Raw genomic sequence first — 19,494 nt, 5'->3', positions numbered from 1 at the left:
CAAACCAAAACGGCCGCACCCCTTCCGGGATGCGGCCGTTTTCGTTCGAGGCGAGAGGCCTAGAAGTACGACTTCAGCGTGCCGCGGCGGCGCACGTCGAGGGTGGCGCAGTGGAACGAGCCGCCGAACGGGCCGTAGCTCAGGAACGGCGCCGGGATCGGGTCGAAGCCCCAGTCCTTGAGCGCCTTGATCAACGTCGGCTGGCTCTGGTCCACGACGATCTTCTTCTCGTCGATGGCGAGCACGTTGATCGAGGTCCAGGGCGAGCACATCGAGATCTTGCTCATGAAGCCCTCGACCGGGTCGGGGCGAGGGGCGACGAGCACGTCCCACTTCTTCAACACCGCCGGCAACTTCTCGACGTCGATGTAGTCCGGGTTGACCAGCACCTTGCCCGGGGCGAGCGGCATGAACGACGAATCGATGTGCATCGGCTGCGGGCAGCGGCTCTCGATCTCGTGGACGCGGAAGCCCGAGCCGAGGTGGCGGCGCAGCCACTCGATGCCCATCAGGTTCGTCACGTTGGAGCGGGTGACGAAGATGTCGCGGCCGCAGCGGACGAAGTCGGCGGCGTCGAAGACCGGCTCGAACTCGTTGACCGTGAACTGCATCGGCTCGCCGGCCTTCAGGTTCGGCACGCGGTAGTCGTAGTTGTACAGCTCGTCGGTGAGCTGAGGCCGCGGCGCGGAGGTCCAGCGCGCGCCGGCGCGGAAGTATTCCTTGAACAGCGAGCGGTAGGCGTCGCCCTCGAAGTAGCGCGAGCGCCAGCACATCGGGCTCTCGATGATCTCGTCGCCGATCACGAGGTACGGGTCGCGCGGGCAGGCGACGCAAAAGCCGCGGGACGACCAGCGCGGCGCGCGGTACTTCTTCGAGAAGTCGATGGTGTCCGGGCGGCGGATCTTCACGCCCTCGCCGGCGAGGATGCGAATGAAGTTGTCGAGCTCTTTCTGCGCGAGCTTCTTCATGAAGCCCGGGTAGCGGAAGCCCGAGGCGAAGCGGTAGAACGGCTGCGCCGCCCGCGGCAGGTTGAAGATCACGGTCAGGTGGTGCGTCGGGATCGTGGCGCCGTCGAGGGATCCGACGATCACCTCTTCGAGCGGGTCCCACTCGTTCCACGCCATCACCGGCGAGTGCGGCGCGGGGATTCCGGGTTCCCTGCTGACGAAGCCGTCGGCGCGGGCGTCGTCGAGCACGGCCTCTCCGGCCGAGTGGGAAGCGTCGCGGTCCATGGTGATCCCTTCGTGATGCGCCGTGCGGGCGGTCTGCTCGGGGTGAAAACCCCTGGTGCCGCTTTGGTCCGCACTGTGTCTATCGGGTGATAGACATTGCCGATCGTTGCTGCAACTTGAGCCTTACTCCTCGTCCGCAGCGGTCTTTTTCGGTCGAAATCGCGGCGAGAATCCAGCATCAAGCCACCCCCGAGCTTGAAAGAGGATCATGAAGCGTCTGACGACCCTGGCCCTGATCGCCGGCCTCTGCACGGTCGTCGGCCTGTTTCTGTCCTCCGGTCTCGAGGATGTGGCCGCGGCGGTGGTGAGTGCCGGTTGGGGCGCCCTGGCGGTCGTCGCCGCGCGCGCCGTGGCCGTCGCATGGGCCGGCCTCGGCTGGTACGTGATCTTCCCCGTCTCCGGCCGGCCGAACCTCTCTGCCTGCATCAACCTGCGCTTCGTGCGCGAGGGCATCAACACGCTGCTGCCGGTGGCGACGGTGGGCGGTGACTTCGTCGGCGCGCGCCTCCTGGCCAAGCGCGGCGTCGCCGGCGGCCTCGCCGGCGCGAGCATGTTCGTCGACATGATGACACAGGCGCTGACGCAGCTGCTGTTCACGCTGGGCGGCCTCGGGCTGCTGGTGTGGCTCGCCGGCGACGGCCCGATCGTGCGCACCGTAGCCGGCGGCCTCGCCATCGCGGCGCCGGCCATCGGCGCGTTCTACCTGATCCAGCGCCGGGCTGGGCACCGCCTGATCCAGGGCATTGTCGATCGCTTCGCCTCGGGTCGCGAGTGGCAGGCGCTCGGCGCCGTCGACGTGCTCTACGACAACCTGCGCCGCCTCTACGGCGCGCCCCTGCGCATCTTCTCGGGCATCGGCGTGCACCTCGTCGGCTGGCTGATCGGCACGATCGAGGTCTACGTCTGCCTGCACTTCATGGGATACCCGGTGAGCTTCGCCGAGGCGATCGTGATCGAAAGCCTCGCCCAGGCCGTGCGTGGCGCCGCCTTCGCGGTGCCCGGGGCGTTGGGCGCGCAGGAGGGCGGCCTGATCGCGCTCTGCGCCCTATTCGGCATCCCGGCGGAAGTCGCGCTCGCCCTGTCACTGGTGAAGCGCCTCGCCGACCTGCTCGTCGGCGTCCCCGGTCTCTGGCTCTGGCACACGCAGGAGGGCCGCCTCCGCCGCGAAGCCGCCGAGGCGGACGCCCCCGCGCCGGAGGAGGAGCGGGCCACCTTTCGCCGGGTCGGCGGCGCCTCCGTGCCGGCTACGCTCGGACCGTTCTACAGCTACGCGCCCCCCCGCGGCGCGAACGCCCACAGCGAGGACGCCGCGGTGCCGGAATTGAAGAAGTGCGCCTGATGCGCCGGTTCCTCGTCGCGCTGGCGCTCGCCGCCGCCGCGGTCCCGGCGTCGGCCGCCGACGATCCGGCGGTCGCCGTCGTCGACGGGCTCTACGCCCGCTTCGACGCCACCGTGAAGAACGGCGCCGGAACCCTGAAGGACCGGGTCGACGCGGTCGGCCCGACCCTCGAGCGATCCTTCGACTACCCGGCGATGGTCCGCCTCGCGATCGGCGCCAAATGGGCCGACTTCACCCCCGAGCAGCAGGGTGCGATCACGGAGGCGTTCCGACGCAACTTCGTCGTGACCTACGCCAACCGCCTCGCGCGGGCGGCGGGCGCGAAGTTTGAGGTGACCCGCAAAAGCGAGCCGAGCGGCAGTAACCAGCGCGTGCTCACCCACGTGACCACCCCGGACGGCGACGATTCGCAGATCGACTTCGTCGTGAACGCCGACAACCGCATCCAGGACGTGCTGCTCAACGGCAACGTCAGCGAGATCGCGGGACAGCGGACGACCCTCGGCCCACCGCTGAAGGCAGGCGGGGCCGACGGGGTGCTGAAATTCCTTCGCCAACGCACCGACGGCATGCTGGCCGCCAAACCGGCGCCTTGAACGGCCTGCACAGAACCTTCGCGCCGCCCGCCGCGGCCCACCGATTCTCGCCTCCCGCGACCGAGCGACGTTCCCATGGACCTCACCTGGCTCTCGCCGATCCTTCTGGTCCCCGCGCTCGCGGGCTGCCTCTACGCGTTGACCGCGGCGTTCCTCGCCGGGCGGTTCTCCGCGACGCCGGCGCCCGAGTTCGCTGAGGGCGCGGATCGGCCGTCGGTCACCGTGCTGAAGCCCCTCTGCGGCCTCGAGCCGAACCTGTTCGACAACCTTGCGACCTTCTGCGCCCAGGACTATGCCGGCCCGGTGCAGATCGTGTTCGGCGTGCAGAGCGTCGGCGATCCCTCGATCGGCGTCGTGCGGCGGATCGAGGCGGCCTTTCCGGCCCTGCGGATCGACCTCGTCGTCGACGCGCGTCAGCACGGCTCGAACCGCAAGGTCTCGAACCTGATCAACATGTCGGACGCGATCGCCAACGAGGTCGTCGTGCTCGCCGACAGCGACATGGTGGTGCGCCCAGACTACCTCACGCGGGTCGTGGCCGAGCTGTCGGCCCCCGGCGTCACCGGCGTGACCTGCCTCTACCACGGCATCCCGGCCGACCGGGGCGTCTACGCCCAGCTCTCGGCGCTGGCGATCGACGTGCAGTTCCTGCCCAACGTCGTGATGGGCACCGCGCTCGGCCTCGCCAAGCCCTGCTTCGGCTCGACCATCGCCTTCACGGCGGCGTCCCTCGCCAAAATCGGCGGCTTCGCGACCTTCAAGGACGACCTCGCCGACGACTACGCCATCGGCGAGGCCCTGCGTGGCCTCGGCGGCCGGGTGGCGATCCCGAATTTTACGATCGGGCATACCTGCGTCGACACCGCGATCGCGGGCCTCTGGAGCCACGAGCTGCGCTGGAACCGCACCATCCGCAACGTCGACCCGGCTGGCTATGCCGGCTCGATCGTCACCCACGCCTTTCCGATCGCCCTCATCGCGGCACTCATGCCGGAGGCCGGCGCAACCGCGCTCGGCGTCGCCGCGCTGGCGCTCGCCTGCCGCATCATCCTGTCGATGCGGCTGGAGCGCGCCTTCGGCATAGGCCCTCATCCCTACTGGCTGTTGCCGATCCGCGACATCCTCTCGTTCGCGAACTTCTCATGGAGCTTCGTATCGGGTGCGGTGACATGGAAAGGTCACGATTATCGCGTCGTTGCGGATGGAACGCTTATTCCGGAGGGCAATCTCGGCCAGGATGCTGAGTCGCCCACCGTCTGACCTTGCCAGCCCGCCGTCTCGACTTGCGGTTTCACTCTCTCGTCCCCGATTCGTCGTCCTTCCGACCCGATCGCCCTGCTCTGAGGCCTTGAACCCCATGCGCACGCTCTTCCTTCAGGCTCCCACCTTCGACGGCTTCGACGGCGGCGCCGGTTCCCGCTACCAGGCCAAGCGCGAGATCAAGTCGTTCTGGTATCCGACCTGGCTCGCCCAGCCGGCCGCCCTTGTGCCGAACTCGAAGCTGATCGACGCGCCGCCGCACAACATCAAGCTGCCGGAGATCGTTGCCCAGGCCAACGACTTCGACATGGTCGTGCTCCACACCTCGGTGCCGTCGTTCAAGTCGGACGTGAAGACCGTCGAGGCGCTGAAGGCCGCAAACCCGAAGCTGATCGCCGGCCTGATCGGCGCGAAGGTCGCGGTGGACGCCGCCGGCGCGATGGCCCAGGCCCCGTGCATCGACTTCTGCGCCCGCAACGAGTTCGACTTCACCGTCAAGGAAGTCGCCGACGGCACGCCGATGTCGGAGATCAAGGGTCTGTCCTATCGCAACGCCGACGGCGTCGTGGTCCACAACGAGGACCGCGAGATCATGACCGACATGGATCAGCTTCCCTTCGTCACGAGCGTGTACAAGCGCGACCTCGAGATGGAGAAGTACTTCATCGGGTACCTCAAGCACCCGTACATCTCGTTCTATTCCGGCCGCGGCTGCAAGAGCCGCTGCACCTTCTGCCTGTGGCCGCAGACGGTGGGCGGGCACACCTACCGCACCCGCTCGGTCGCGCACGTGATCGAAGAGATCAAGTACTGCCTGAAGGAGTTCCCGCAGACGAAGGAGTTCTTCTTCGACGACGACACCTTCACCGACAACCTGCCCCGCGCCGAGGAGATCGCGCGCGAGCTGGGCAAGCTCGGCGTGACCTGGTCGTGCAACGCGAAGGCGAACGTTCCCCGTGAGACCCTGGAAGTGCTGAAGGCCAACGGCCTGCGCCTGTTGCTGGTCGGCTACGAGTCGGGCAACCAGAAGATCCTGAACAACATCAAGAAGGGCATGCGCGTCGAGGTCGCCGAGAAGTTCACCAAGGATTGCCACGACCTCGGCATCGCCATCCACGGAACCTTCATCGTCGGCCTGCCGGGCGAGACCCGCGAGACGATCCAGGAGACGATCGCCTTCGCCAAGCGCATCAATCCGCACACCATCCAGGCCTCGCTGGCGGCGCCTTACCCCGGCACATTCCTCTACAAGCAGGCGGTGGAGAACGGCTGGCTCGACGTCGAGAACGCCGAGCTCGTCGATGAGAACGGGGTGCAGATCGCACCGCTGCACTACCCGCACCTGTCGCATGCCGAGATCTACGCGGCGGTCGAGGAGTTCTATCGCAAGTTCTACTTCCGTGCCCCGAAGATCGCCTCGATCGTCTCCGAGATGGTCCGCTCGCCCGACATGATGAAGCGGCGCCTGCGCGAAGGCGTGGAGTTCTACCGCTTCCTCAAGGAGCGTCAGGGTACCGCCAAGGCCGCCTGAACCCTTTCGGTCTCATGATGTCGTCGGCCGGGCCTCGCAGCCCGGCCGTTTTCGTTTATTGGGCCTAAGGCCCCGGCGGGTGGAGGGCAGGTGCCCTGCTCGCGATCTGCGTTCCTGGGGAGTGTCCGTGAAGCGTCTCGTCGTCACCGCCGACGATTTCGGCCTCAGCCGCGAGGTCAACGAGGCCGTCGAGCAGGCGCATCGCGACGGCATCCTCACCGCGGCGAGCCTGATGGTGTCGGCACCCGCCGCCGCGGACGCGGTCGCCCGCGCCAGGCGGATGCCGTCGCTGCGGGTGGGGCTGCACCTGGTGCTGGTCGAGGCCTGGCCGACGCTGCCGACCGCCCAGCTGCCGGACCTGACCGATGCGGACGGCCTGATGCGCCGCGACATGGAGCGCCTCGGCCTCGACCTGGCGCTGAAGCCCGCCGCCCGGCGCCAGCTCAGCGCCGAGATCACGGCGCAGTTCGAGGCGTTCCGGGAGACGGGTTTGCTGCTGGACCATGTCAACGCCCACAAGCACTTCCACGTCCATCCGCTGATCGCGGGCGCGGTGCTGGCGACCGGACCGCGTTACGGGATGCGGGCGATTCGGGTGCCGCGCGAGCCCCGTGCGGTGCTCCGGCTGGCCGAGCCCGGCGCGACCCCGCGTGCGGCCCTCGACACCGCCCCCTGGGCCGCCCTGCTCGCGGTGCGCGCCCGCAGGATGAGCCTGACGATCCCCGACCGCACCCTCGGGCTGGCTTGGTCCGGGGCGATGACGCCGCCCCGCGTCGCCGCGCTGCTGGCCAACCTGCCGGACGGGCTGACGGAGCTCTACACCCATCCCGCGACCGCCGGAGGTTTCCCGGGCGAGGCGCCCGGCTACGCCTACGCCGCCGAACGCGACGCGCTCGTCGCCCCCGAAGCGATAACGATTCTCGCGCAAGAAAAGATCATCCGCGGCGGGTTTTCGGATTTTTCGTAGGGCGCACGGCGGATAGACCACGCCTTCGGTGAATAGAGAACGATCCGATCAACGTCGTTGATACTATATTATACGCATTGTATAACCACTACTAATCGCATTAGGCATTATATACGCGCGATAACGTCACGTTACGAAGGTTTCACGCAACAAGACCCGGCCGCGACTGGGACGGCCACGCACGCGCACTGATCGCGTCTTCCAGCGAAAACGAAAACGGCGCCGTCCTTGGCAGGACGGCGCCGCGTTCAAGGCTTCAGGGACGACCGCCGTCACTTCACGGCGGCGGGCTCCGCGTGGACCTTGGAGCCCGCACCCGGCAGGCGTCCGGCTTCTTCGCCTTCGGGACGGTCGGCGTCGGGCTGCTTCGGCGGCGGGCCGAGGAAGGCCGGCACCACGAAGAAGGCCGCGATCAGCGTGAAGAACAGCGACAGCGCCAGCAGCTTGCCCATGCTCGCCGTGCCGGGATGGCTCGACAGCACGAGCGAGCCGAAGGCGGTGCCGGTGGTCAGCGCCGAGAAGAAGATCGCCCGCGTTAGGCTGGAGGCCAGCATGTCGGTGACGCCGGCGCGCCAGGCGATCACGTAGTAGATGTGGAAGGCCACGCCGACCGCGAGCATCAGCGGCAACGCGATGATGTTGGCGAAGTTCAGCGGCATGCCGACGACGTGCAGGGCCATCAGCGTCCAAAGGGTGGCGAGCACCAGCGGCCCCAGCGTCATCGCCACGTCCCACGGCTTACGCAGCGCCACCGAGAGGATGATGAAGATCAGGACGAGAGCCGTCACCGCCGCCTGAACGAAGGCGCCGAGGATGGTGTAGCTCGACGAGGTCGTGGCGATCGGCGCGCCGGTGGCGTGCGGCGCGACGGTCTGGATCTCGGCCGCGAACTGGCGCAGCACCTCGTCGTCGTTCGAGTTGCCCTTCGGGTGGACCTCGATGCGGGCGCGGCCGTCTGGGGCGACCCACTCGGCCTTCAGCTGCGGCGGCAGGTTGGCGAGGCTGATCCTCTCGGGGTGCAGAATCCCGCGAAGCCGCGCGAGCAGGGGACCGAGATCGGTGGTGAGGGCGACCGACGCGGCTTCGCGCTTCGCCACCGGTGCGGCCGCGAGCTTCTCGAGGGTCCGCGAGAGCTGCCCCGCGGTCTTGTTGCCGGGCGCGTTGCCGCCGGCGATGCCGGACAGGGCGGTCGCGGTGTCCTTCAACGCCTTGACGTTGTCGGCGTCCGTCGGCGGCGGTGGCTTGCGCGTCGGGTTCAGGATCGGATCGAGCAACTCCGCCGTCTCGGCGACGGTCGCGAGCTTCTTGTCCTGGTCGCGTGGCACGAAGGTGTCGATGCTCATGATGTCGGCCGCAAGCGGCAACGCGGCGAGCTTCTTGGTCACCTCCGGCACGGCGTCCACGCTCGGCGCCAGCACGTCGGCAACGTTCGGGCTCGTGGCGGGGTCCTTGATCAGGTCGAGGTAGGTCGCGATCGATTCCACGTGCGGGCTGCGCAGGTGCATCGGGTTCGAATCGAACGGCAGCTTCCACAGCAGCGGCGCGCCGGCCAGCGTGATCAGGCCGACGGCGATCAGCACGGCCTTGCGGTTGCGGATGATCCACGGATCGACGCCGGCGAGCCACGTCGTCTCCACCGCAACCTTCTCGCCCTTCGGCCGGAAGACAGCGATGAGCGCGGGCAGGAAGGTGATCGCGAACAAGTAGGCCACGACCATGCCGACGCCGGCGATGAGGCCGAGCTCGGAGACGCCGCGGAAGGCCGTCGGCAGGAAGGCGAAGAAGCCGGCGATGAGGGACACCGCCGCCAGCGTCAGCGACCAGCCGACGCCGCGCGCGGCGGCGCGAATCGCGTCTTCGAGGGTCGGCTGCTCGTAGCGGTCGGCGCGGTAGCGGACCGAGAACTGGATGCCGAAATCGATGCCGAGGCCGACGAACAAAGCCGCGAAGGCGACCGAGATCGGGTTCAGCTCGCCGACCATCAGCAAGCCGAGCGCCGCCGTGACGATCAGGCCGGAGAAGGTGGTGATCAGCACCGACACGACCAGCGGCGCCGAACGGAGCGCGAGCCACAGGAACAAGACGATGGCGCCGACCGTGACGAGGTTGTTGAGCAGCGCGTCGTCCGAGAGCGTCGCGAACTCGTCGTCGGCGACCGCCACCGGGCCGGTGAGCCGCATCGTCAACCCGTGCTCGGCATCGATGTTGAGATCCTTGGCGACGTTGCGGATCAGCTTGGTCGCCGTGTAGCCCGGCTGCAGCGCGTTGAAGTCCAGCACCGGCTGCATCAACACGAACTTGCGCAGGTCGGTGGTCTTGCTCTCGCCGCCCGAGAGAAGGAGCTGCCAGGACATCCGCGCGGGCTTGCCGTCGAGCACCGTCTGCAGCGTCCGATCGATCTCGCCCATCGGCTTGTCGAGGTCTTCGATCTTGGCGTCGCCGCTCTTGATGCCGCGCGCGCCGAGCCCGAGGACGCGCATCACGCCGCGCAGGCTCGGATCCGAGGCCAGCGGCCCGAGCAGGCCCTGTTGCTGCACGAGCTGCTCGGTGGTCTTCTCGAGCTCCGCCTGCGGAAGCAGCAGCAGGCCGTTCTTCTCGAAGAAGGGGCCGCCGTCGGGGCGGTAGACGGTCTCGATCAGGTTCTTGTGGACGGCGATCGCCTTGGCGAAGGCGTTCGCGGCCTCCTCGGCCTGCTCCGGCGTCTTGCCGTCGATCACCGCCACGACGGTGTTCGTGCGCTGCGGGAACGCCTTCTCGTAGTTGATCTCGTCCTGGCGCCACGGCTCCTTCGGGTCGATCAGGCGCTCGACATCGGTGTTGATGCGGAACAGGTGCGCGGCGACCCCGGTGCTCGCAGCGGTAATCAGCGCCACCAGGGCGATCACGACCCACCGATGCCGGACGGAAAACGCGACGAGTCGTTCGATCACGAGTACCCTACCTACCTGGAGCTGCCGCCCTTCCAGGCCGCATCCCTCTCGAACCTTCGATGCTGCCGCCCCGGTTCCCGCAGGATCCGTCGGCGGCGCGAGCCCTTGGACCGAGCCCTCGGGCCGACCCTAATGGACGAAGCGCCGGACCCCGACGCGTCGACCTCTCGTCCGCCCACGGCCCGGCATAGCTGCAGGACCGGGCCCGTTCGCGGTCCGCACGTCTCACGATGCCGTGTGGACGCAAGCGCGACGCCGACCGGGTTCGCGCACCGGACGACGTCGGGAAAGGACGCATCCGAGGCACGATCGTTGCGCCAAGGCCGCAGCGCTCAGTAATCTTGCAGCCCCTCGATTGCAACGCAGCGACGCCCGGCGCGCCTCGCTCTCCCCATCGATGTGTGGCGCAGGCGCCGTTTCGCACTGCAATATCACCGTGGATGCGGTTTACCGGGAATGCCGTCGCATTGCCGACGCAATGGCAGGATGGGGTCCGCGCTAACGAATTGTGCGCCCGGCGATGGCGACGGGGGCTGTGGCCCGCTTGCGTCAGCGCCGCAAACACCGGCACAGAACGGTCCAGAACCCGCCCGTTCAGATCGGTTCCAGGCTAGAGCGCTGGAATTCGAAATTTTTTCACGTTAAGCAGCCCCTTGGTTCGGGGCTACGCAAACAGGAGCCGTATCTTGGGAATCCCCCTCCGGTATGTCGCGACGATCGGCAGCTACATCCTCAAGCAGCATCTCACCGGCCGGAAGCGCTATCCGCTCGTGATGATGATGGAGCCCCTGTTCCGCTGCAATCTCGCCTGCGCCGGCTGCGGCAAGATCGATTACCCCGACGAGATCCTGAACAAGCGCCTGCCCGTGGCCGACGCGCTTGAGTCCGTGCGCGAGTGCGGCGCACCCATGGTCGTGATCGCCGGCGGCGAGCCGCTGCTGCACAAGGACCTGCCGCAGATCGTCGAGGGCATCATCGCGCAGAAGAAGTTCGCGATCGTGTGCACGAACGCGCTGCTGCTCGAGAAGAAGATCAAGGAGTACAAGCCGAGCCCGTACTTCACCTGGTCGATCCACCTCGACGGCGACAAGGAGATGCACGACGGCTCGGTGTGCCAGCGCGGCGTCTACGACAAGGCTGTCTCGGCGATCGCCAAGGCCAAGGAGATGGGCTTCCGCGTCACCATCAACTGCACGTTCTTCAACAATTCGTCCTCGGACAAGATCGCCGACTTCTTCGACAGCGTGACGAAGATGGGCATCGACGGCATCACCGTCTCGCCCGGCTACGCCTACGAGCGCGCGCCCGACCAGCAGCACTTCCTCAACCGCAAGGCGACGAAGGACCTGTTCCGCGGCGTGTTCCGGGCCGGCAAGGAGAAGGGCCGCCAGAAGTGGGCCTTCCAGCAGTCGGGCCTGTTCCTCGACTTCCTGGCCGGCAACCAGACCTACCATTGCACGCCCTGGGGCAACCCGACCCGCACCGTGTTCGGCTGGCAGAAGCCCTGCTACCTGCTCGGCGAGGGCTACACGGCCACCTTCAAGGAGCTGATGGAGGAGACCGACTGGGATTCCTACGGCACCGGCAACTACGAGAAGTGCGCCGACTGCATGGTCCACTCGGGCTACGAGGCCTCCTCAGTGGTCGATTCGGTCCGCAAGCCCTGGAAGCCGCTGATCCACGCCTTCCGCGGGATCAAGACCGAGGGCGAGATGGCCCCCGAGGTCAGCCTCGAGAACCAGCGCCCGGCGGAGTTCGTGTTCTCGCGCAACGTCGCCCAGAAGCTCTCCGAGATCAAAGCGTCGGGCGTCGACACCAAGCGCGAAGCCCGCAACCGCACCGCGGCCTGATCCGCACGCAGGTCGGATCACCTCGACGATCCAGAGACAAGCCCGCGGCCCTCAAAGGCCGCGGGCTTTTTCGTGTTCGGGCAGGTCGAGCGGCGAGCGGGAGGGAGTCTAGATCTCCGACAGGCCGAGCTCTGCGCCGAGCGTTGCCCGCGCGGCGGCGAGCGCCTTGAACGCCGCAGACGAATCGCGTGCGAGACCGATCAGGTCGCGCGGCCGCGCGCGGCCGGTCGCCAGCGCCCGGAGCACGGCAAGGATGTCGGGATCGCCGTTGGGCTTCAGCGCCTGGGCGGCGAAGGCGGGCAAGGCTCGCTCTGCCGGATCGCAGACCACGCGGATCGCAGCGAAGGGTAGGCCGTGCCGGGCGGCGTAGGCGGCGGCCACGTGCGATTCCATGTCCACGCCCGCGGCCCCGGTCTCCCGGCGCAGGACCGCCTTGTCCGCGACCGTGAGTATCGCGGCGTCGACGCCCGCGAGGTCGGCCGTCACCACGCGTCGTCCCGTCGTTTCGAGCTTTTTAAGAAGTATCGCGGTCCAGCGGGCGTCCGCGGCCCAGCGCGCGTCGGCGACGATCCCGGTCGCGACCACGACGTCGCCGGGCCGCAGGGCCGGATCGAGGCCGCCGGCGATGCCGAAGCTGACGACGCCGCGGCAACCGGGTGCGGCGCGCGCGTCGAGCAAGAGGCGCAGGCGCTGGGGGCTTCCGCCGGCCTGGATCGCTTCGACACCGCGGCCGGCGGCGATACGGGCCTCGCGGGCGAGGCCCGCGACCACGAGGACGTTCGGCTGCAAGGACATCGACACCGGTCTGGAGCGGTGGGGCCGCGGATCGGGCGACGATTCCCACTCGAATCGAATGCGCCGGGAGCGAGCCCCGGCGACGCGTCACATGCCGTAGGCGACCTGGCGGCTGTTGCCGCGCTTGAGGTTGCGGTAGCGCGCCATCGCCCAGAGCGGGAAGAACTTCGGGTAGCCATGGTAGCGCAGGTAGAACACCCGCGGGAAGCCGGTGGCGGTGTAGCGCTCCTCGTTCCAGAAGCCGTCCGCCCCCTGGGTTCGCGCGAGGAAGTTGATACCGCGCGTCACGGCCGGGTCGTCGCATTCGCCCGCCGCCATCAAGGCCAGCAGGGCCCAGGCGGTCTGCGAAGCCGTGGAGGAGCCGGCCTCGAAGGCCGGATCGATCTTGTAGCTCGACGCGTCCTCGCCCCAGCCGCCATCCGGGTTCTGGATGCGGATCAGCCATTCCACCGAGCGGCGGATCTCCGGCGATTGCGGGTCGACGCCTGCGGCGTTGAGCGCGCAGAGCACCGACCAGGTGCCGTAGATGAAGTTCATGCCCCAGCGGCCGTACCAGCTGCCGTCCTGCTCCTGGTCGTTGAGCAGGTAGGTCACGCCGCGGTCCAGCGCCTTTGAGGATTCGCGGGTCTCGCCGAGCTGGGACAGCATCGAGACGACGCGGGCCGTCACGTCCGCGGTCGGCGGATCGAGCAGCGCGCCGTGATCCGAGAACGGGATGTGGTTCAGGTACATATGGTTGTTGTCGGCGTCGAACGCCGCCCAGCCGCCGTCCTTCGACTGCAGCCCCTCGACCCATTCGCGGGCGCGGGCGATCGAGGCGGTGTAGTCCGGCATGTTCGCCACGAGCCCGTGCTGGCGCATGGCGCGGTCCATTGCCATCACGACCACGGCGGTGTCGTCGAGGTCGGGGTAGTGCGCGTTGGCATACTGGAAGGCCCAGCCGCCGGGGCGGACCTTGGGCTTGGCCGCAGCCCAGTCGCCGGCGATGTCGAGCACCTGGCGCGGCAGCAGCCAGTCGAGCCCGGCCCGGGCCTGGCCCTCGGCGTCGGTGCCGCCGGCCTCCAGCAGGGCGTGGCCGGCGAGCGCCGTGTCCCAGACCGGCGAGACGCAGGGCTGCACGTAGGCCTCGTGCGCCTTGACGACCACGAGCTTCTCGATGGCGTCGCAGGCGACGCGGACCTGGGGATGGTCCGGGCCGTAGCCCATCGCCTCGTACATCAGCACGGTGTTGACCATGGCCGGGAAGATCGCCCCGAGGCCGTGCTCGCCGTTCAGGCGCTCGCTGACCCAGGCGCGGGCCTTCTCCATCGCCCGCAGGCGGATGCGCTTGGCGAAGTGCCCCTCGACCTTCTGCAGGATGCGGTCGATCCCGCCGAAGATCGGCGTCCACGGCCAGGTCGCGTGCGGGCTGCCGGGCCAGCGGCGGACGCTGGAGGGCGGCGTCAGGAACAGCTCGCCGATGCCGATCCCGCGCGGGTTCTTCGCCAGCGGCTTCGTCGCCTGCAGCACGAAGAGCGGCACCATCACGCAGCGCGCCCAGTACGACACCTTGTCGAGGTGGAACGGAAACCACTTCGGCAGGAACATCACCTCGACCGGCATCACCGGCACCGCCGCCCACGGCACCTCGCCGTAGAGCGCAAGGATGAAGCGGGTGAACACGTTGGATTGCGCGGCGCCGCCGCGGGAGAGGATCGCCTCGCGGGCGCGGCGCATGTGCGGCGCCTCGATGTCGTCGCCGATCATCTTGAGGGCGAAGTAGGCCTTCACCGTGCAGCTCATGTCGAACGGCCCCTCGTGGACGAGGGCCCAGCCGCCATGCTTCTCCTGCGTGCGGCGCAGGTAGTTGCCGATCTTCGGCTCGAGGCCCTCAGGGGGCTTGGTGTCGCGGAACTGGTGGAACAGGATGTACTCGGACGGGATCGTGGCGTCGGCCTCGAGCTCGAAGCAGATGTGCCCGTCGTCGTGGGACAAGGCCGTGAGCGCACGGGTCGCCCGCGCGACACCGTGATCCACGTCGTCGAGGGAAATCGCCTGGGTCTTCGGGCGTTGCAACGCCTCGACCTTGTTCACAGCCTCTCGCATCATCCTCGCCTCAACCGGCCACAACTCTCGAACCGAACCCGATCGTCCCGGATCGGGTCACGGCTCGCCCGCCTCGTCTCGCCTACGCACGTGCCGTACCGGCGCATCGCCGGCACGGACGAATCGTCGTCCCGGTCGTGCCTCATGCGGCGCCGCGCGTGCGTGCCGCATCGCACGACAGGGCGAGCGCAGCCGTCTTTCCGGAGCGGATCGACCCCTCGATCGTCGAGGGCAGCCCGGTGGCCGTCCAGTCCCCGGCGAGCACGAGATTCGCCCACGCGGTCTCCGCCCCGGCACGGCGCGCGGCCTCGGCCGGTGTCGCAGCGAAGGTCGCACGCTTCTCCTTGACGATCTGCCAGCTTGGCAGTTCTGGTGCAAGGTCGGCAACGGTGGCGATCTCGGCCCAGATCTGCTTGGCTAGATCTTCGCGCGGCACGTCGAGCAGCCTGTCGGCACCGCTGATCGTCACCGAATAGCGATCGGGATAAGCAAACAGCCACTCGGTCAGCGAATTCACCATGCCGAGAATCAGCGGCGAACCGGGCTTCGGCACCATCTTGAAATGCGCGTTGACGATCGACCGGAACGCCTTCGGCGCCGACAGGCCGGGCAGCATCTCGGAGGCGACCCAAGGGGGCAGCGCCAGCACCACCGAATCGTCCGCGGCCAGCTCGACCGCTCCGTCCGAGAAGTCGAGCCGTTCGACGCCCTTGGCGCCGAGGCCGAGCCCGCGCAGGCGCCGGCCGAACCGGACGCTCGCGCCGCGCGCTTCGAGGGTGCGCAGGGCGGGATCGACGAAGGCGTAGGACAGGCCCTTCACCGCCACCAGTGGGCGACAGGCCGCGCCGCCGACGCCCAGCGTCTCGCGCAGAATCTTGGCGGCGAGGCCGACGTCGCTCTCGGCGACCTCGGTGTTCAGCGCGGCGAGGAGGACGGGATGCCAGAGCCGGTCGTAGAGCGGGCCTTCGCAGGCCATGCTGGCGCCGATGGTGCCGCCGGCGCCGTCCGCCTTGCCGGCCGCCGCACGCAGGATGCCCAGGGGCGCGAGATAGTCCCGCGCGCGGCTTCCCGGCACGCGGCGCGCCTTGCTCAGCACCCACCACGGCACGCGGCCGGCGTTCGGGCGCAGGGTCCAGCGTTCGCCGGTCTTCAGGTCGGCGAAGGGGAACAAGGCCTCGTCCGGTCCGGTCAGGGCGTCGCCCGGCGCGCCGATCCGCTTCAGGAAGTCGAGGGAATCGGTGTTCCCCGACAGCAGCAGGTGGTTGCCGTTGTCGAGTTCCAGCCCGAGCGTCGGATCGTAGTAGGAGCGGCAGCGGCCGCCGGCCTGCTTGGCGGCCTCGTGCACGACGACGCGTGCCCCGCGCTCCACCAGGGACACGGCGGCCGAGAGGCCCGCGAGCCCTGCGCCGACGACGTGGACGGTCCCCATCAGACGATGCCGTGCCGAAGCGCAACGGCGACCAGGGCGAGCTTCTTCGGCTTCACCCGCGCCCGCGGCATCGCCCAACCGCGCTTCAGCAGCGCGACGAGGTAGAGCCGGTAGGCCGCCGCCATCAGCCGGGCCGCCTTGGTGGGCTTGCGCGGGCTCTTGGCGATGATCGCCCAGGTCTCCGCGTAATGCGCCTCCGCCTCGGCGGCGACGGCCGCGCACACCTCGCCGATGCGCGGGTGCGCGATGGCCGATTGCGGCGTCGGATCGCTAAGCCCGATGGCGGCCAGCTTCTCCCGCGGCAGATAGAGGCGTCCGCGCTCGGCGTCCTCGTCGATGTCGCGCAGGATGTTGGTGAGCTGCAACGCCCGGCCCTCGTGCCAGGCGAGCTTGATGCCCAGCGCCTCGGGCATGCCGAAGATCCGCACCGACAGCCGGCCGACGGCGCTCGCCACCCGGTCGCAATAGAGGTCGAGGGTCGCCTCGTCCGGCGCGACGATGTCCTCGAACGCATCCATCGCCATGCCGTCGATCACGGCATGGAAATCCGCGCGCTTCAGGTCGTAGCGCTGCACCGGCACGACGAGATCGCGCACCCGCGCGGGCGGCTTGCCGGCGTAGAGCGCGTCGACGTCGGCACGCCAGCGGTCGAGCTCGGCCGCCCGTACGTCGGCCGCGCCGCCGTCGTCGGCGACGTCGTCCACGGCGCGGCAGAACGCGTAGACGGCGTACATCGCCTCGCGCCGCTCCTTCGGCAGCAGCCGCATGGCGGTGTAGAACGACGAGCCGGCCGCCGGCAGGGCAGGGGCCTCGTCGGCGGGCAGCGCCGTCGCGGTGGCTGTGGCGGTCATGGGAAAACCTTGCCGTGCGGCGCCGCGCGCACGATGCGGCCGCGGAACGGCCGGCGCGCCAGCGTCGCGGCGATGCCGCCGAGCGCGGTCAGCGCGAAGCCGACCTTGCCGTGGTGGACCTTCTCCGAGAGCGGGTCGCGGTCGAGCAGGCCTCGGGCGAGGATCACCGCCAGCCGATGGATCGCCGCGATCTCCAGAGACAGGCGCAGGTCGTCGATCAGGTCGGGCAGCACCTTGCCGTCGTCGAGCAGGCCCAGCGTCCGCTCGGCCAGCTCCCGGACGACGGCGCGCAGTTGCGGCGACGCCTTGTCGGCGCCCAGCATCGCGACGGTGGCGCCGTGCCGGTCCAGCGTGTCCTGCGGGAGGTAGACCCGGTCGAGGGCGCGGAAGTCCTTGCCGCAATCCTGGAGGTGGTTGACGATCTGCAGGGCGGCGCAGATCGCGTCCGACGCGGCCCAGACCCGGGCCGGATCCTCGCCGTGCACGTCGAGGACGTAGCGGCCGACCGGCATCGCCGAGTAGCGGCAATAGTGGATCAGCTCGTCCCAGTCGGCGTAGCGGGTCTTGCGCGCGTCCATCCGGAACGCGTCGAGCAGTTCGAGCGCGTGGCGCGGCGGCAGACCGCGGGCGGCGAGCTCGCGCTTCAGCGGCTCGGCTTCGGGATCGGACGGGCCGGCCCCGGTCAGGGCGTCGGCGAGGCCGTCCAGCAGCGCGAGCTTGCGCTCGGGCGACAGCTCGGCGTGGTCGGCGACGTCGTCGCCGGCGCGGACGAAATCGTAGAAGGCCAGGATCGCGCCGCGATTCTTCGGATGGATCAGGTGCGAGGCGACGGGGAAGTTCTCGTCGTTCGCGCCCTTGCCGGAGCGCAGCTCGGTGGCGGAGCCGGGGGCGCTCATCGCGAGACTCCCGGTAGGTATCCGGCGGCGCGGAACCAGTCGATCGCGTCGGACAGCCCCTCGCGGTAGGGCCGAGCGGTGTAGCCGAGCTCGGCCCGCGCCTTGGCGTCGGAGAAGAACATCCGGTAGCGCGACATGCGGATGCCGTCGATCGTTGCGAAGGGCTGCTTGCCGGTGATCCGCGCCATCTGCTCGGAGACGAAGGCGATCGGGTAGACCACCGCCCGCGGCAGGTTCACCGTCGGCGGCTTGCGGCCGACCATGCCGGCGATGTCGCCGAGCATCTGCGACAGCAGCACGTTCTCGCCGCCGAGGATGTACTTTTCGCCGATCCGCCCTTTGCGCAGGGCGAGCAGGTGGCCGGCGGCGACGTCGTCCACGTGGGCGAGGTTGAGGCCGGTGTCGACGAAGGCCGGCATCTTGCCGAGCGCCGCCTCCTGGATGATGCGGCCGGTCGGCGTGGGCTTCACGTCGCGCGGGCCGATCGGCGTCGAGGGGTTGACGATCACCGCCGGCAGGCCGCTTTCCGCCACCATCTCGTCCACCACGCGCTCGGCCACGACCTTGCTGCGCTTGTAGGCGCCGATCGCGGTCTCGGGCGTCAGCGGTCGCGTCTCGTCGGAGGGCGTGACGCCGTCGTCCGGCGGCTTGATGGTCGCGACGCTCGACGTGTAGACGACGCGCTCGACGCCTTCATCGCGGGCGGCGCGCATCAGGTTGCGGGTGCCGTCGCGGTTGGTCCGGACGATCTCTTCCATGTCGGGCGCCCAGAGCCGATAGTCGGCGGCGGCGTGGATCAGGTAGCGCTGGCCCCGCATCGCAGCCGCGCAGGCCGCCGGGTCGCGCATGTCGCCCTCGACCACCTCGACGTCGTCCCAGGTCAGGTTGGTGCGCGGGCTCGTGGCGCGCACCATGATGCGGACCGGAAAGCCGGCGTTGCGGAACACGTCGACCAGGGCGGGGCCGAGGAAGCCGCTGGCGCCGGTGATCAGCACCGGGCCGAGGTCGGAAGAACCGCTTGGGGTCGCCTCTGCCATCACGCTCGAATCGTCACGGGAACGCGGGCGATGCCCTCGATTTGGGCATCGCACCGCAGCAACGCGGCTTTTGTCATCGAATGGCGCGCACGACAAGGCGATCCGGGCCACAGGGGACCCGGATCGCTTTTTGCGGCCTGCGACTCAGGCGAGGCGGAGGCGCGAACGGCCTTCCTGTCGCTCGGGCAGGATTTCCTCGACCTTTTTGACGATGCTGGCGGCGTCGAGGCCGGCTTCGGCGTACATCTTGTCGGGGCTGTCGTGGTCCTGGTAGGCGTCCGGCAGCGTCATAGTGCGGACCCGAAGCCGCATCGCGTCCAGCACCCCGCGCTCGGTGAGCAGGTGCAGCACCATCGCCCCGAACCCGCCGCGCGAGCCCTCCTCCAGGGTGATCAGCACCTCGTGGCTCGCCGCGAGATCCAGGATCAGCGCCTCGTCGAGCGGCTTGGCGAAGCGCGCGTCCGCCACCGTCACCGCGATGTCGGCCGCCGACAGCGTCTCGGCCGCCTTCAGCGCCTCGCCCAGACGCGTGCCGAGCGACAGCAGCGCCACCCGCGCGTTCTCCGGCCGCGTCACGATCCGCCCGCGCCCGATCGCCAGCGGGACGCCGACCTCCGGCATCTCCACGCCCACGCCCTCGCCGCGCGGGTAGCGCAGCGCGATCGGGCCGGAATTGTGCGCGTGGCAGGTCGCCAC

General features: G+C 69.1%; 15 protein-coding genes. 6 read left to right on the top strand and 9 right to left on the bottom strand.

All coding sequences use genetic code 11. From position 1 onward, the window contains the following. Nucleotides 1–59: 59 nt before the first annotated feature. The gene (locus MFF13_RS21835) at nt 60–1,232 is read right to left on the bottom strand and encodes an amidinotransferase (protein WP_147750143.1); all 1,173 of its coding nucleotides are present in this window, start codon (nt 1,230–1,232) and stop codon (nt 60–62) included. A gap of 208 nt (nt 1,233–1,440) precedes the next feature. On the opposite strand from MFF13_RS21835, the gene MFF13_RS21830 reads away from it, so the two are divergent. The 5 genes from MFF13_RS21830 to hpnK all read left to right on the top strand — a co-directional run bounded on the left by MFF13_RS21830 (nt 1,441) and on the right by hpnK (nt 6,925). Then, nucleotides 1,441–2,571, top strand: a complete 1,131-nt coding sequence (locus MFF13_RS21830; RefSeq protein ID WP_147761308.1) for a flippase-like domain-containing protein — start codon at nt 1,441–1,443, stop codon at nt 2,569–2,571. Further along, nucleotides 2,571–3,167: an MlaC/ttg2D family ABC transporter substrate-binding protein gene (locus MFF13_RS21825; RefSeq protein WP_238272923.1), complete on the top strand. Its 597-nt coding sequence runs from the start codon at nt 2,571–2,573 to the stop codon at nt 3,165–3,167. The genes MFF13_RS21830 and MFF13_RS21825 overlap by 1 nt, the downstream gene beginning before the upstream one ends. A gap of 75 nt (nt 3,168–3,242) precedes the next feature. Next, nucleotides 3,243–4,427, top strand: coding sequence for a bacteriohopanetetrol glucosamine biosynthesis glycosyltransferase HpnI (hpnI, locus tag MFF13_RS21820; protein ID WP_238272922.1), 1,185 nt, complete (start codon nt 3,243–3,245; stop codon nt 4,425–4,427). Between the two features lie 97 nt (nt 4,428–4,524). Then, a complete protein-coding gene (gene hpnJ / locus MFF13_RS21815) occupies nt 4,525–5,958 on the top strand; it encodes a hopanoid biosynthesis associated radical SAM protein HpnJ (protein ID WP_238272921.1) in 1,434 nt (477 codons plus the stop codon). Nucleotides 5,959–6,085: 127 nt separating this feature from the next. Beyond that, nucleotides 6,086–6,925: a hopanoid biosynthesis-associated protein HpnK gene (hpnK, locus tag MFF13_RS21810; protein WP_147827820.1), complete on the top strand. Its 840-nt coding sequence runs from the start codon at nt 6,086–6,088 to the stop codon at nt 6,923–6,925. Nucleotides 6,926–7,197: 272 nt separating this feature from the next. Here the strand turns inward: hpnK and MFF13_RS21805 are convergent, their stop codons facing one another. Then, complete coding sequence (locus MFF13_RS21805; protein ID WP_238272920.1) at nt 7,198–9,855, bottom strand: MMPL family transporter; 2,658 nt, start codon at nt 9,853–9,855, stop codon at nt 7,198–7,200. A 686-nt stretch (nt 9,856–10,541) separates the two neighbouring features. On the opposite strand from MFF13_RS21805, the gene hpnH reads away from it, so the two are divergent. Next, nucleotides 10,542–11,705, top strand: a complete 1,164-nt coding sequence (gene hpnH / locus MFF13_RS21800) for an adenosyl-hopene transferase HpnH (protein WP_147761303.1) — start codon at nt 10,542–10,544, stop codon at nt 11,703–11,705. Nucleotides 11,706–11,813: 108 nt separating this feature from the next. Here hpnH and MFF13_RS21795 read toward each other — a convergent pair whose 3' ends face one another. The 7 genes from MFF13_RS21795 to MFF13_RS21765 form a co-directional block, all read right to left on the bottom strand. Then, complete coding sequence (locus MFF13_RS21795; RefSeq protein ID WP_147827822.1) at nt 11,814–12,500, bottom strand: phosphorylase; 687 nt, start codon at nt 12,498–12,500, stop codon at nt 11,814–11,816. 87 nt (nt 12,501–12,587) lie between these two features. Then, nucleotides 12,588–14,585 (bottom strand): squalene--hopene cyclase, encoded by a 1,998-nt coding sequence (gene shc / locus MFF13_RS21790; protein ID WP_238272937.1) that lies wholly within the window; start codon nt 14,583–14,585, stop codon nt 12,588–12,590. A gap of 142 nt (nt 14,586–14,727) precedes the next feature. Next, the gene (gene hpnE / locus MFF13_RS21785; RefSeq protein WP_238272919.1) at nt 14,728–16,014 is read right to left on the bottom strand and encodes a hydroxysqualene dehydroxylase HpnE; all 1,287 of its coding nucleotides are present in this window, start codon (nt 16,012–16,014) and stop codon (nt 14,728–14,730) included. Then, nucleotides 16,014–16,865: a presqualene diphosphate synthase HpnD gene (gene hpnD, locus MFF13_RS21780; RefSeq protein WP_147750153.1), complete on the bottom strand. Its 852-nt coding sequence runs from the start codon at nt 16,863–16,865 to the stop codon at nt 16,014–16,016. The genes hpnE and hpnD overlap by 1 nt, the downstream gene beginning before the upstream one ends. Continuing rightward, nucleotides 16,862–17,761, bottom strand: a complete 900-nt coding sequence (hpnC, locus tag MFF13_RS21775; RefSeq protein WP_147761301.1) for a squalene synthase HpnC — start codon at nt 17,759–17,761, stop codon at nt 16,862–16,864. Before hpnC ends, hpnD begins: the two co-directional genes overlap by 4 nt. Next, nucleotides 17,758–18,798 (bottom strand): hopanoid-associated sugar epimerase, encoded by a 1,041-nt coding sequence (gene hpnA / locus MFF13_RS21770; protein ID WP_147827823.1) that lies wholly within the window; start codon nt 18,796–18,798, stop codon nt 17,758–17,760. Before hpnA ends, hpnC begins: the two co-directional genes overlap by 4 nt. A 144-nt stretch (nt 18,799–18,942) precedes the next feature. After that, on the bottom strand, nt 18,943–19,494 hold a 552-nt coding region (locus MFF13_RS21765; RefSeq protein WP_283205832.1), incomplete at its 5' end, for a transketolase C-terminal domain-containing protein.

It is taken from the genome of Methylobacterium cerastii, assembly GCF_022179125.1.
GTDB classification, from domain to species: Bacteria; Pseudomonadota; Alphaproteobacteria; order Rhizobiales; family Beijerinckiaceae; genus Methylobacterium; species Methylobacterium cerastii.
This window is presented reverse-complemented; position numbering and strand designations above follow the sequence as displayed.

What these genes read in the sequence shown, in the direction of transcription:
- MFF13_RS21835 (WP_147750143.1), bottom strand. Translation starts at nt 1,232, where the DNA reads ATGGACCGCGACGCTTCCCACTCGGCCGGAGAGGCCGTGCTCGACGAC.
- MFF13_RS21830 (WP_147761308.1), top strand. Translation starts at nt 1,441, where the DNA reads ATGAAGCGTCTGACGACCCTGGCCCTGATCGCCGGCCTCTGCACGGTC.
- MFF13_RS21825 (WP_238272923.1), top strand. Translation starts at nt 2,571, where the DNA reads ATGCGCCGGTTCCTCGTCGCGCTGGCGCTCGCCGCCGCCGCGGTCCCG.
- hpnI (WP_238272922.1), top strand. Translation starts at nt 3,243, where the DNA reads ATGGACCTCACCTGGCTCTCGCCGATCCTTCTGGTCCCCGCGCTCGCG.
- hpnJ (WP_238272921.1), top strand. Translation starts at nt 4,525, where the DNA reads ATGCGCACGCTCTTCCTTCAGGCTCCCACCTTCGACGGCTTCGACGGC.
- MFF13_RS21795 (WP_147827822.1), bottom strand. Translation starts at nt 12,500, where the DNA reads ATGTCCTTGCAGCCGAACGTCCTCGTGGTCGCGGGCCTCGCCCGCGAG.
- shc (WP_238272937.1), bottom strand. Translation starts at nt 14,585, where the DNA reads ATGCGAGAGGCTGTGAACAAGGTCGAGGCGTTGCAACGCCCGAAGACC.
- hpnE (WP_238272919.1), bottom strand. Translation starts at nt 16,014, where the DNA reads ATGGGGACCGTCCACGTCGTCGGCGCAGGGCTCGCGGGCCTCTCGGCC.
- hpnD (WP_147750153.1), bottom strand. Translation starts at nt 16,865, where the DNA reads ATGACCGCCACAGCCACCGCGACGGCGCTGCCCGCCGACGAGGCCCCT.
- hpnC (WP_147761301.1), bottom strand. Translation starts at nt 17,761, where the DNA reads ATGAGCGCCCCCGGCTCCGCCACCGAGCTGCGCTCCGGCAAGGGCGCG.
- hpnA (WP_147827823.1), bottom strand. Translation starts at nt 18,798, where the DNA reads ATGGCAGAGGCGACCCCAAGCGGTTCTTCCGACCTCGGCCCGGTGCTG.